Genomic DNA, 13450 nt, shown 5'->3' with positions numbered 1-13450 from the left:
CAAAGACATTCGGCTTCACTCTTTGCTTACGGTAACACAGGACCTATTATATTACAAAATATGGAAATTCACAACCCAATAAACTTAATTTTCTCTTACGGAAATCGAAAGAATCGGATAAAACGTTTAACTTTTCCCTTCTTCTATGTTATAATTCAGACTGAATATATTGGTTACAGGAGGATAAGATTTTGGCAGATAAATTCAATAAAAATTCAAGCTCTGATGATATAAACGAGTTTTTCGCCGAGTTTGATAAGGTAGATGAGGCCGCTGATCCCCAGCCGCAAAAGCCGCAGACACCAGAAAAACCGAAAAACCCGGAAAGCGAACCGACACCGGCTCCCTCGCGCACCGCTCGCGCCGCGGAAAATTCCCGTGCGAAAAGGAGCAAAGAAAAAGCAGCTTCCGAAGCATCATCAAAGAAAAGCAAGAAAAAAGGAAAGAAAAAAGAGAAAAAGCCCATGAGCAAAAAGAAAAAAGTCTTTACTATCATTGGACTGGCGATTCTTGCTCTGATCCTGATTGGCGTGATTTATGTGGGCGCACTCATTTTGACCGCAGGAACACACAGCATTGATGCTGATAATATTTATACGCGCCTCTATCAGCGTTCTACCATCTACGACGATGAAGGCAAAGAGATTGAAAGTGTGTTCTCTGAAGAGGGTAACCGGGCTAATGTGGCTTACGAAGACCTGCCTGAAAATCTGGTCAATGCCATCGTGGCTATCGAAGATAAGACCTTCTGGAAGCATCACGGTTTCAACTTCGTGCGAATTATGGGCGCCATCAAAGACAGCGTTTTCGGAGGCGGCCAGATCAGCGGTACCAGTACTCTCAGCCAGCAGCTTGCCCGAAACGTATATTTGAGTGAGACCAAGAGCAAACGATCTCTCAATCGAAAGATTCTGGAGGCGTATTATACCGTACTGATCGAAAAGAGTATGTCTAAAGAACAGATTGTGGAGGCGTACCTGAACACCATTTATCTGGGCTTCAACTGCTATGGTGTAGAATCTGCTTCGCAGGCTTATTTTGGCAAGAGCGTGAAAAAGCTCGATCTGCTGGAATGCGCGGCACTAGCTTCTCTCCCCCAATCACCGGATGCTTTTGCTTTAGTGAAATCCTATCCTGTAGGCACCGTAGAAGTAGAGAAGAAAAATATCTTGGCCGAAACGGACAGTATCGTCTACGCATACAATGGAGATTTGTCCAGTGACCGGCGTAAGGCAACTCTGCGCAATATGGTGGATCAAGGATACATAACCCAGGCGGAAGCAGACAAAGCATTGGATGAAAATTTAAAGAAGAGCATGAAAATCTCTGCTGACAAAGGCAGCGGCTTCTCTTCCTATTTTACCGATTATGCTATTGATCAGATTACAGCTGACATTATGGAAGAATATGGTTGGCCCAAATCGGAAGCCAGAGAATTTATCTATCGACGGGGCCTGAAGATCTACACGACCATGAATAAGAGTGCTCAAAAGATCGCTGAAAAGGAATTCGAAAAGAGTTCTCATTTCCCGAGAGTGACCAACGTTCGAAAGGACGGCGACGGAAATATTCTCAACAGTAAAACAGGAAAAATTGTACTTTATGATTACGACGATTATTTCAACAGCAAAGATCAGTTCGTGCTCAAAAAGAATGAATACAAGAAAAACAGCGACGGCAGTATCACCATCTACAAAGATAAACGGTTAAAATTCTTCGATATAACGGTAAGCGGCAAGAGCGACATCGGTCTTACCTTCAAGCCTATGTACCAGCAAAAGGACGGTAAGTATTATACTATCGAAGACGGCGCCATCTCTGTACCGCAGGGATACAAAAGCAAGGACGCCAGCGGCAACTGCATTATTTCCGCTAAGTTCTTCAAGGATTATCCCAAATTTTTCAAAGAAAAAGATGGAAAGCTGATTGTAAGTTCCGAGAACTGTGCTTTAAAGCAAAAGGTTGTTCAGCCTCAGGCGGCAATCGTTATTATGGATTACAAGACCGGCGGAGTAAAAGCCATGGTCGGCGGCCGGGGCACCGAAGGAAAACAGATTTACAACCGCGCTGTACAGCCTCGTCAGCCGGGCTCCTCCATCAAACCGATTGCCATTTACTCATCCGCTCTGCAAAGTTCCTATAATGCGGCTGAAAAAGGCGAGAGCATGAGTCTTTCCAATTCGGACGGAAGCAACTGGGGAAAATACATTACCGCAGGCAGCGTAATCAACGATGCGCCGATGGTGGTAAACGGCAGAACCTGGCCGAAAAACTGGTATACCGGATATCGTGGACACATGACGCTGCGTACAGCCGTACAGCAATCTGTAAACGTGTGTGCGGTTAAGGTTTATCAGCAGATGGGTCCGGAATTCCCAACTTCACAGCTGAAAAAGATGGGTGTTACCACTCTGGTAGAAGATGGAAATACCAATGATATGAATCCGGCCGCCCTTGCTCTTGGAGGTATGACTCGCGGAATCAAACCAATTGAAATGGCTGCGGCCTACGGCATCTTCCCTAATGAAGGAACTTATACAGAGCCAGTTGCTTATACCAAGATCACCAACAGCAACGACGAAGTGCTCTTTGATAAGACACCGAAAACAGAACAGGTACTGGATAAAGGCGTTGCATTCATTATGACCGATATTCTGCGCAGCGTTGTCACCAATGGTCTGGGATCGAACGCATCCTTCAGCGGACAGCCGGTAGCGGGCAAAACTGGAACCACTAGTGATAACTTCGACGCATGGTTCGTTGGCTTTACCCCGCAGTACACCGCTTCAGTCTGGATTGGAAACGATGTTAACATTGAACTGGCGGAAGGCTCCGCAGCAGCGGCCCGTCTGTGGAGAACGATTATGAGCCAGGTATGCGCAGGAGAGCCTCGCGGTAAATACCCGAGCCAGCCGGATGATGTAAGCAAGATTGGCGGTGAATACTATACGGATGGCACCTATTCCCGAGTTGCAAAGCCAAAATCCACCTCAGATGAGAGCGAATCTTCATCCAGCTCCGATAAGAAAAAAGGCACTACTAAACAAGTTGAGAGAGCCACGACTCAGCCGCCTGCAACTCAGGCGCCGACGACGAAAGCACCGACAACACAAGCTCCAACAACCAAAGCTCCGACGACGAATACCGAAAACAACGGAGATTAAAAGAACAGCAAGACTCCGCGCACAGCGCGGAGTCTTTTCTATTGTAATCCGTTATCGAATTGACTTTGGATTGAAGATCAGGGCGATCAAATATCCCCATGCAATAGCGATCGTTATGCCGCCGGACGCTGCTTTCACGCCGCCTGTGATCGCTCCTAGAAAACTTTCCTTAGCGCCTTCCATTGCGCCCTTTGCAAGCGCATAGCCAAAGCCGGGCAGCGGGACTCTCGCCCCTGTCTGTGCCAACTGAACCAGAGGTTCATATAGATGCAATCCCTGCAGGACTGCCCCTGCCACCACTAACAAAACTAAAACCCGCGGCGCTGTCAGCTTGGTCACATCCATTAGGATCTGCCCGATGACGCAGATAGCGCCGCCTATTAAAAATGTATATACATACTCCATATTAGCGTTCCTCCTGTCCAATCTCAAGCGAAATAGCATGTGCGATTCCTGGGATAGATTCCCCCTGAAACGGACTGATCGTTGAAAGCAGTGCTCCTGTTGAAACGATCAGAACTTTGTGCAGTTCACCTCTCTGCATTCTTTTATAAATATAGCTGGAAAAAACACTGGCCGAACAGCCGCAGCCGCTTCCGCCTCCATGCACATCTTGTTCTTTCGCATAGATCATAGCTCCGCAGTCATCATAACGGCTCTCCACTTCTTTCTTCGGCAAACCAGCATCCACCAGCAAATCTTTAGCAATATCTTTACCGATATAACCCAAGTCTCCGGTTAGAATCAAATCATAATAATTGATTTTTCTTCCTGTATCGGCAAAATGATTGAGCAGCGTATCTACCGCTGCCGGTGCCATGGCCGCTCCCATCTGATTTGCATCCTTTATTCCTGCGTCGATCACTTTGCCGATCGTTCCGCAGCATACTTTTACCACTGCTGGTGTCTTTGTATTGCCTTCATCATCCGCGATCATCGCCTCTTCCTCTTTTTTTCCAGAAGAGATAACCATAGCACCGGCAGCCGTTGCAGTCCACTGCGCGGACGGAGGCCTTTGGTTTCCATGTTCCAGAGGCATTCGAAATTGCCGTTCTGCCGTACAATAATGGCTGGATGCTCCGATAATTACATTATCGCTGTATTGTCCATCTGTCAAAACAGAGCCCAGCATGAGGGATTCAGTCATCGTCGAACAGGCTCCATACATACCTAAAAATGGAATGTGCAAATCTCTGGCCATAAATGAAGATGACATCAGTTGATTTAGTAAATCTCCGCTGAGCATAGCCCCAATATCCTCTTTGGACCTGCCTGATTTTTGAAGGGCTTCCATCATTGCTGTCTTAAGCATTTTGCTTTCTGATTTTTCCCAGGTTTTCTCGCCGAATGTGTCCTCTTCAAGAACCGTATCAAACCATTGTGAAAGCGGCCCCTCCCCCTCTTTTTTACCTACCACGGAGGCCGCGCCGAGAATGACCGGCCTTCTGGAAAAATCTAAAGTCTGATTTCCCATTTTATTTTTTATCATATTCCTCTCCTAAAACTGCCCTGCAATCCAGTAAATGATACCTATGACGGTTGCGACTGAAATTCCGCATACCAGCACTGGCCCTGCCAAACTGAATAATTTGGCCCCAACGCCAAGAACAATTCCTTCCTGTTTATATTCAATAGCAGGCGCCACCATAGAATTGGCAAAGCCTGTAATCGGAACAATCACACCAGCCCCTGCGAACTTGCCGATGGAGTCGAAAAGCCCCAGCCCTGTCAGCAGCTGGGCGATCATGACCAGGATCACCGTCACATAGATTCCAGCATTTTTTTGGTCCAGCCCATACCCTACCAGGGCCTTTTCAAGTAAAAGCGCGCATACACAAATGAGCCCTCCTACAAGAAAGGCCTTCAGGCAATTGAGGAAATAATTCGGCTTGGGCGTAAATTGACTTGCATATTGTTCATACGCTTTTGCCACCTGCTTTTTCTGCTTTTTTTCTTGTTTCTCTTTATCCGCCATAAAGTCCTCCTTTCAGATTTCCTTTTTATTATTCCCAATTCTAAAAAATTATGCCATTGGAAGAAAGATCCCGCTATTTTCATTTGATTAATCGTTTTATGTCATAATAACTATCGGTTGGCCTATTAAAAAAGGCTCTGCTTTGTGCTATAATCAAAATCAATATCAGCTTACTTCCATCTAACGATTTATGTTCTGAAATATGAAGAAAGGAATGGTTATGGCAATAAACAATCTGGTCCTGGCATCCAGTTCACCCAGGAGAATTCAAATGATGAGAGCAAAAGGCTATGAACCGTACATTTTTCCGGCTCAAGTTGATGAAACCATTCCCATTACCATGGGAATGGAAAGCGCGGTCATGTACCTGGCGTGCAAAAAGGCTTTATGGGCGGAACAACATCTTCCCCAAGAGCAGAAAATAAATTCGCCAATCTTGGTCGCTGCCGACACAGTGGTGTATAAAGACCGCATCATCGGCAAGCCCGCAGATCCGGACCAGGCCAGAGAAATCCTTGCTTCTCTGAGAAAAAGCGCGCATTATGTGGCCACCGGCGTCTGTCTGCTGAAACCAGAACTGCCGGTGAGAAAACTCTTTTGTGAAATAACCAAAGTGTTTTTTAAGGATTTTTCCCAGGAAGCGCTGGAGGCCTATATAAATACGGACGAACCTTATGATAAAGCCGGTGGTTACGCCATCCAAGGCACCTTCGGCAGATATGTGGACCATATCGAAGGCGATTATGAAAATGTGATCGGCTTTCCCTGGAGCCGCATTGAAAAAGAGCTGGCATCTTTGTAATACCGGCTCTTTTTCCTTTATTTCTTTAATTTGATTTTTTTCGTTTTGCTGTATTTTCCGTAAACCTTTCCTCCTCGGGAATCCTTTTTATACGCACGTACCTTTACGTAATAGGTCTTGCCCTTCTTAAGCTTTTTCAGTGTTTTTTTAGTAGAAGACGCTGTCACGGATTTTGTTTTCTTTTTCTTGTATTTTTTGTTTGTTGAATAAGTAATTTGATAGCCTTTTGCCCCGCTGATTTTTTTATAAGTAACTTTCAGTTTGGTCTTCGATACCCGCTTCAAGTTTTTGATAGAGACCCGCTTGACACTGACCTTTTTCCATTTGGCATAAAGAGTGTAGCTGCCGGATGTTAGAGCTGTCACTTTGGTTCTATAACTGCTGCTGGTATACCAGCCCGCAAAGGTATATCCCTTTCTTGTAGGATTTTTCAATGATACCCGGCTGCCGTAGTAGGTGGACGGGTTGGATGCGCTGTTTTTGCCTCCGTTTAATATATAGCTGATGGTGTATGGAACGGTTATTTGACAGGATGCGGAAAGGCCGCTCCCATCCTTTGTGGATACCGTGATGGTAGTCGTTCCGTAATCAATTGCATAAAGGACCCCGCTCTGAGAAATCATTGCAACCCCTGGCCGCGAAGATTCCCATTTTAACGTTTTATTGCTGGCACTACCGGGGACAACTGATGCGGATAATTTTGTGCTGTATCCCTTTCCTATGGTAAGATAGCGATTGGAAAGCCTGAGCTGTGTAACTTTATTACCATAAAATTGCAGGATTCCCTCTGGGCTCACGCTCGTTTCGTTGACTGCCTGAACGGAAATCGTACACCGGTTCCTTACAGCTAATTGGCCGGCTAAGTCATATTGGGGAGTACGGATGTTATCAAATTTTGTTTTATCTCCATTTTCGTCAGTTATAGTAACGATATAACTTGTCGCTTTTGCCACCGGATTCCAGCTTAGTACATGAGATGCGGATAATTTCAATCCTGTGGGCACTCTCAGCTGTTCTAATGCTTTGATCACCGCTTTCTCTGCATTCACAATACCATAGCCGCTTTGATCATCACGGCCCGAAGCTCCAATATCGGTAGCCGTACTGTACAAGAGCTCCTTTATTTGGTCGGTCGAAAATGCAGGATCGATCGAATAAAGCATGGAAGCCACGCCGGCTACTACAGGCGATGCCATGGATGTACCCGCACTCCAAGCATATCCGCCGGGATAGGAACTGAGAATTCCCTCTCTGAGCTTTTCTTGTCCATTGGAATACAATTGGGTTTCTCCTCCCGGGGCGGATAAATCTTTGGCAGCTCCATAATTGGAAAAATTTGATTTCTGATTCGATTGGTTCGTTGAAATCACACTGATACAGGAGTCAAAATCCGCCGGATAATTGGGCACTTGATTGTTGTCGTTTCCTGCAGCACAGACTACCGTGGTCCCTTTGGCAGTAACCTCATCGACTGCATCTTTCAGCAGATCGTCTTCCCAATTCAAGGCTCCTCCGTTGGCATATCCCAAGCTCATATTGATTACTTTTGCCTGGGTTTTTGACGCATACTGAATACCTGCGACAATCGCGCTGGTAAAAGCGTTTTTACCCTTAAATACATCAACTGCAAAAAGTTCCACAGCGCTGTTATCTTTTCCGCTGGCAACTCCCGCTACGCCAGTTTTATTATTGGCAGCAGCACCAATGATCCCGGCGACATGAGTCCCATGGCCATCGTCATCGCCGCTCAGCGAACGTTCATCTCCATAGGAAGTATCTCTACATAAGGACTTGTTCAAATTTTCCTGCAAATCCGAATGGCTAGTATCCACCCCCGTATCCAGTACCGCAACTCTTGTTTTCTGATGAAGAGCCCCATTCAACAATTCCCATGCCCCTTCTGCCTGGATCGTATCCAAATGCCAGAGGTCCTTTGCATAGGTATCATTCAAAGCTGCAGTCGCCGCATTTGTTTTAGCTGTGGGCTGAGCCGATTCTTCATCTTCGATCAAGCTATATCGATAGTTGGGCTGAGCATAAGCAACCTCGGAATCCTTCTCATAGGTTTTCACTGCCTCTTCCACCGTCTGCGCCTTTGGAAGCTCCACGACAGCCGTAATTTCATCCTGCGGCGTATCCAGCAACGTTAAATCTTCGCCATCTTTTTTATCGACGATTTTAGCGGCTTCTTTTTTATTAACATCATCCTCAAACACGACGATGATCTGATCTTCTGCATAATCGCCTCTGATCTCCTGACTCTGCTTTTCCGCCCCAAAGACTGCAGTTCCTTCCAGTCCAACGCTGCAGACAGAAACGACCATGCATAAAATGACGAAAAGGCTTATAATCCGATTTTTCGTTTTTTTAGTTTCCATTTCGTAGTTCTCCTTTGTTACCAGAATACAAGGCTGTATTCCACAATTGAATCGGTGAAGCCAAAGTTAAACTCGCCGATCGCAATGCCAAAAGATATTAAACTGATTTCACATTTTATACATTATATCCCAGTTTTTATCGGCGCTCAAGCAGCGGGAAAAAATAATCATAAAATCCACATAATTTATAGTTTTTTGGATTTTACAGAACTATATTTTCCATAGAAGATTACAGCTTCCTTTCCATGATCTCCGGCGAGCAGCTGATCTGGAACTGATCACAGGTAAAGCACTTGGATATTTCCGGCGAATCTTCCCGGGCGATACGGTAAAATCCTGCTTTTTCAAAGAACGCAGGTACTTTTGCCACTAGCATAACCCGTGGTCCGCCCAGTTTCCTTACCTTATCCACTACAGTCTGCAGCATAAGCTCACCGATACCAGACTTACGGTAGGGCTTGAGTACCGTAATCCCGCCAATGACATATTCGCCTGCCCGCATTTCCAGCTCTATCCCCGCCACACGGCTGCCGCTGCTGTCTAAGACTTCCCAGCAGCCAATCAAACCTTCAGGCTGCGGCGCATCCGGCTCGACTTCCAGGCCGTTTTCGAAAAACATGCGGGCTAGTCCGGGATAATCGTCCGTTTCAATGGTTTTATAAGCATTCATGCGCTTCCTCCTTCTTTTTCTCCAGTATCCAAGCTTTCATTTCTTTAAAACAGCCGTCTTCCGGTTTAATCTGCAGAACAAAATTTACCCGTCCCAGAATATGTTCCAAATAAGAAGCCATTTCTTCATTCGCAGCCTCACGCCCCAGCTTATTATGTAAATGAGACCGCATTCCATATTTTTTCATGTAAAAATAGATTTGACGAAGCTCCCGGCGGTAAGCTCTGGGCGTCTGTAATTTTTCGTTTACAACAACCCCTGTGACGATCTGCCTCTGTCCAGCGGTCAAAAGCTTTGTTTTCTTTTTATTCATCTCAAAACCCATGGCATTGAGAAAAGCTCGTACCTTATTCTTGACCTCGACCCAATCGAAATCACCGGAAAAGGTCAAATCATCGCAATATCTGGTATAATTAACACCCTTTTCTCTGCACCAGTTGCCTATGTACCGGTCAAAGTCTTTCATGATCAGATTGGAAATAGCAGCCGAAGTCGGTGCGCCCTGCGGCAGATATCCCTCATAACAACAAATTGCAGTCAAGAGAGACGCTGCTGGATAAGGGAAGTATTCTCTGGGAAAAGCCTTCGTAAAAACCATGGAATCGGTAATACTGCCAAAAAAGTTTTCAATATCCAGTTTCAGTATTTGAGGGCTTGCCACATGTGGGGCGGCATTATCCCGTACTGAGACGCCCTTTCGGTAAGCTGTTGCATACTCGGAAACAGGAACCCGCTCCAGAACATTGCAAAGCAAGTTTCTTTGAATCTGTTTTAAAAGGTAATCCGGCTCAAGCAAAGGACGCAGCGAACCGTCTGCTTTCTTGCGAAAGGTTTTACGATAGTGCTTTTCTGCATGACGGCTCACCGCATATAAGCATTTTAACCGTTCTTGCCTTGTTAATCGGCTTTCATCGAAAAGCTCCAAAGAAAGCAAAAAATCCTGACATTGCTGAATGTCACAATACTTCCAAAGGTTGGTATATCTCATAGTTTCCTCCCTTTTAGACACACTTTATAAAACAGAGACAATACAAAATGAAAATTCCGAATCTGCGCCGATGTACACCTAAGACCGCAAGGTCTGCACATGAAATGTGCAGAAGTACATCTCAGCCGGATTCGGTCTGATCTGCTCATACTCACCATACAGACAGCGACTCGCCGCCCGTCCGAAACAAAGTCCGGCTTCGCTATTGTCTCTGTTTGTTTCTATTCTAACATATTTTCTTTTGTTTTTGGGAAAAGAGTATACGATGACAGCCGTATCTCCACATAAAGCAGTTCTTCCCATCCTTGGTTACAATGCAAGAAAGCTGTCCGATCCCTGCAAAAATCAGAAAATCTTCATAAATTGTTAATCAGATTTTCCTTTGTTCCCGCAGCCTAATATGGTATGATAACTGAGGAATCATTAAAAAATAAAGGAGGTATGGTGTTCTTACACCTTAGATTATGAAAACGTTAAAAAAAGCAATCTCATTTCTTTTGATTTTTACAGTTATGTTTCAGCTCTCTACGCTGACTGTCTCAGCGGACAGCTCCAAGGTTGTCACTCTGGGAGCCAATATTTCCAAACAGCAGAGGGCTGATATGTACGAGTACTTCGGCACCACGCCGGAGCAAGTCCAGACCATCGAGGTCAACAACAGCGACGAACGCAAATACATGGAAGGCATCGCAACCGAGCAGCAGATCGGCCGCAAAACCTTCAGCTGTTCCTACATAGAGCCCACTGACAGCGGCGGCGTTCAAGTGAAAACAGCCAATCTCACCTTTGTCACCAGTTCCATGATCGCCAGCACCCTGGCCACATCCGGGATTGAAAACTGCAACGTAGTAGCCGCAGCGCCCATCGCTGTGTCGGGAACCGGTGCTCTAACAGGTATTATGATGGCTTACGAAACTGCCAGCGGCCAGGATTTGAATGAAGGCCAAAAGGAAGCTGCGGTAGAAGAACTGGTAACCACTGGAGAAATCGCCGATTCAGTCGGACAAGAACAGGCATCGGCGCTGGTCAACGATGTTAAAGAGCAGGTCATTGAAGATAACCTGACAGACGCTTCAGAAATCCAAAAGGTTGTGGATGAGGCGGCCAGTAATCAAGGCGTCACACTCACTAAAGAGCAGATGGACAAAATCGTCGCTCTCATGAAAACCATTTCCCAGTATGACTATGATGTCAAAGCCTTAAAGAACACCCTTGACAATTTAGAAGGAAAAGGCGAAGGCTTTTTCGCCGGCATCTGGAATTCCATCAAGGGATTCTTCGGCGGCGGCAGCGACGGCGGGATTATCAACGATACCAAGGATACCGTTCTGGGAGATGATGCGGTAATCAACAGCACTTTGGATGACATCAAGTCCGCTGCCGAAGACGAAGGCCTGTGGGACAAAATTGTCAACTTCTTTAAAGGCCTCTTCGGTTCAGATGACGAAAGCACAGACGGCAGTTCCGATCAGAAGGACAGCACTCAAGCCAGCGAAAGCTCTAAGGACAGCAAAAGCACCAGTAACGAAAGCACAAGTCCCCAGCCCAAAGAAGACAAGTCCCCGACAGATGAAACGAGCAGCAGCTCGGACACTGACGGCACAGGAGCTTCACAGGAAGGACAGCCTCAGTAAGATTGGCCTGCACATGCTCTGCACGTGAATTATTGCTTTTTGATGAGCAAAATCAGGAGAGGATAAAACATAAAAAAACGCCTTTTCCTCTAGCAAAGGAAAAGGCGTTTTTTATCGTCTATATGAAATTAGTCAATCTGATACCGTTTCTTACCAAAGATTTTCGGCAGAATATTAAGAACTATGAACAGCAGTACAAGGGATACGCCCAGAGTAATGATCGTGCTCAATCCGAAACCAAGCTTTCCGGTAATTCCTGCCACAATGTACCCGATAAAGCAGCATCCTGCTACCGTCACCGCATATGGCACCTGCGTGCCCACATGCTTCAAGTGGTTGCACTGAGCTCCTGTGGACGCCAAAATCGTGGTATCGGAAATCGGTGAAGTATGATCTCCGAATACGGAACCAGCCAGTGTGGCTGACAAAGTTGTAATCAACAGCTCCGGAGCAGCCGCTTCGCAGATGGCGATAATAATCGGGATCAAAATACCGAAGGTTCCCCAAGCGGTTCCCGTCGAGAACGCCAGCAGGCAGGCTACTACAAAGATCAGGGCCGGCAGAATCTGAACCGGTACTCCCGAAACTTCTACCAAATGGGCCACGTACGGTCCTGTTCCCAGAAGATCACGGCACACGCCGCTGATCGCCCAGGCCAAAGTCAAAATGATGCAAGCCGGTACCATGGATTTTACTCCAGGTCCGATACAATCGAAGAAATCTCTGAAAGAAAGCACTTTTCTGCACATGAAGTAGATAAAGCTGAAGAGCAGAGCGCCGAAGGCTCCCAGTGACAGCGCCGGACCCGCGTCGGTATTTCCGAAGGCGTCGAACAGCGTTGAGCCCTCCTCAGACCAGTATCCGCCCACATAGAGCATGGACAAGATGCAGAGAACGATCAAAACCAAAATGGGAACTACCAGATCGTAGATTCTTCCTTTATTATTGGTCTTCTGTCTCAGGAACTCCTCTTCCATATCTTCAATTTCTTCTTTTCCTTCCTGAATGCCCTTTTCTGCCAGCAGTTCTGCTTTTAGCATAGGGCCGTAATCCGCGTTCTTTTTAATGGCTATGTAGAACACCATCACAATCGTCAGGATCGCGTACAGGTTCATGGGAATCGAACGGAGAAAAGCAGTCATACCGCTCATGTCCGCTGATTCGGGATAATAGGACATTACCGATGCCGCCCATGACGAAATCGGCGCAATGATACAAATCGGCGCTGCCGTAGCATCGATCAAATATGCCAGCTTTTCTCTGGAAATATTGAATCGATCTGTAACCGGCCGCATAACCGTACCAACCGTAAGGCAGTTAAAATAGTCGTCAATAAAGATCAGAATACCCAGACCGCTTGTTGCCACCGAGGCACTGCGCCTGCTTTTCAGTCTTTCTACGGCCCAGTCGCCGTAAGCTTTCGAACCTCCTGCTTTATTGATGAGCGCAACTAGAATTCCTAAAAAACATAAGAATAAAATCATGCTCGTATTTCCGGCCAGCTTGTCCGCCATCAGAGTGGATGTGGTATCAAAGATGCCTACAACCCCATCTCCATGGGCAAACGAATAAATCACAGTCCCAGAAAGGATTCCCAATACCAGAGAGAATACAACTTCCTTTGTGATCAGGGCAAGTGCGATTGCCACTACCGGGGGCAGTATAGAAAGAATTCCTACACTTACTGCTTCCCATTCCATAATGTAAAACCTCCTCTAAAATAAATTAATTCATACGTATTTATTATTGTATCAATATACATATGGAGTTGTAAAGAAGTTTCTTCCATCATATGCGGGATTTCTGTCGTTTTTTATATTTTATTCTATTTTTTTGTCT

The 13450-nt window shown here is 45.9% G+C and carries 10 protein-coding genes; 3 read left to right on the top strand and 7 right to left on the bottom strand.

Annotation, left to right across the window (positions count from 1 at the left end; all coding sequences use genetic code 11):
- The first annotated feature begins 191 nt into the window (after positions 1-191).
- Positions 192-3164, top strand: a complete 2973-nt coding sequence (locus NIA71_RS00795) for a transglycosylase domain-containing protein (RefSeq protein WP_253019375.1) — start codon at positions 192-194, stop codon at positions 3162-3164.
- A gap of 51 nt (positions 3165-3215) precedes the next feature.
- On the opposite strand, the gene spoVAE is transcribed toward NIA71_RS00795, so the two are convergent.
- The 3 genes from spoVAE to spoVAC are packed head-to-tail and all read right to left on the bottom strand — an operon-like array spanning position 3216 to position 5139.
- Positions 3216-3569, bottom strand: a complete 354-nt coding sequence (gene spoVAE, locus NIA71_RS00790; protein ID WP_148396659.1) for a stage V sporulation protein AE — start codon at positions 3567-3569, stop codon at positions 3216-3218.
- 1 nt (position 3570) lies between these two features.
- On the bottom strand, positions 3571-4653 hold the full coding sequence (gene spoVAD, locus NIA71_RS00785; protein WP_148396660.1) for a stage V sporulation protein AD: 1083 nt from the start codon (positions 4651-4653) through the stop codon (positions 3571-3573).
- 9 nt (positions 4654-4662) lie between these two features.
- Positions 4663-5139, bottom strand: coding sequence for a stage V sporulation protein AC (gene spoVAC, locus NIA71_RS00780; RefSeq protein WP_148396661.1), 477 nt, complete (start codon positions 5137-5139; stop codon positions 4663-4665).
- A 202-nt stretch (positions 5140-5341) separates the two neighbouring features.
- Here spoVAC and NIA71_RS00775 point away from each other — a divergent pair, with 202 nt between their 5' ends.
- Entirely contained in the window at positions 5342-5941 is a 600-nt protein-coding gene (locus NIA71_RS00775) for a Maf family protein (RefSeq protein ID WP_332108600.1), read from the top strand.
- 17 nt (positions 5942-5958) lie between these two features.
- Here NIA71_RS00775 and NIA71_RS00770 read toward each other — a convergent pair whose 3' ends face one another.
- From NIA71_RS00770 to NIA71_RS00760, 3 genes are all read right to left on the bottom strand, one after another.
- The gene (locus tag NIA71_RS00770) at positions 5959-8319 is read right to left on the bottom strand and encodes a S8 family serine peptidase (RefSeq protein WP_253019373.1); all 2361 of its coding nucleotides are present in this window, start codon (positions 8317-8319) and stop codon (positions 5959-5961) included.
- Positions 8320-8548: 229 nt separating this feature from the next.
- A complete protein-coding gene (locus NIA71_RS00765; protein ID WP_253019372.1) occupies positions 8549-8989 on the bottom strand; it encodes a GNAT family N-acetyltransferase in 441 nt (146 codons plus the stop codon).
- Positions 8976-9977, bottom strand: a complete 1002-nt coding sequence (locus NIA71_RS00760; protein ID WP_253019371.1) for a reverse transcriptase family protein — start codon at positions 9975-9977, stop codon at positions 8976-8978. Before NIA71_RS00760 ends, NIA71_RS00765 begins: the two co-directional genes overlap by 14 nt.
- Positions 9978-10474: 497 nt before the next feature.
- Between NIA71_RS00760 and NIA71_RS00755 the strand changes: the two genes are divergently transcribed.
- Positions 10475-11611, top strand: a complete 1137-nt coding sequence (locus NIA71_RS00755; protein ID WP_253019370.1) for a DUF1002 domain-containing protein — start codon at positions 10475-10477, stop codon at positions 11609-11611.
- 128 nt (positions 11612-11739) lie between these two features.
- Here NIA71_RS00755 and NIA71_RS00750 read toward each other — a convergent pair whose 3' ends face one another.
- Positions 11740-13311 carry a Na+/H+ antiporter NhaC family protein gene (locus tag NIA71_RS00750; protein WP_148396668.1) on the bottom strand — a complete coding sequence of 524 codons (1572 nt, stop codon included), beginning with the start codon at positions 13309-13311 and terminating at the stop codon, positions 11740-11742.
- Positions 13312-13450 lie beyond the last annotated feature (139 nt).

The sequence above is a fragment of the Ihubacter massiliensis genome, from assembly GCF_024125305.1.
Taxonomy (GTDB): domain Bacteria; phylum Bacillota; class Clostridia; order Peptostreptococcales; family Anaerovoracaceae; genus Hominibacterium; species Hominibacterium faecale.
This window is presented reverse-complemented; position numbering and strand designations above follow the sequence as displayed.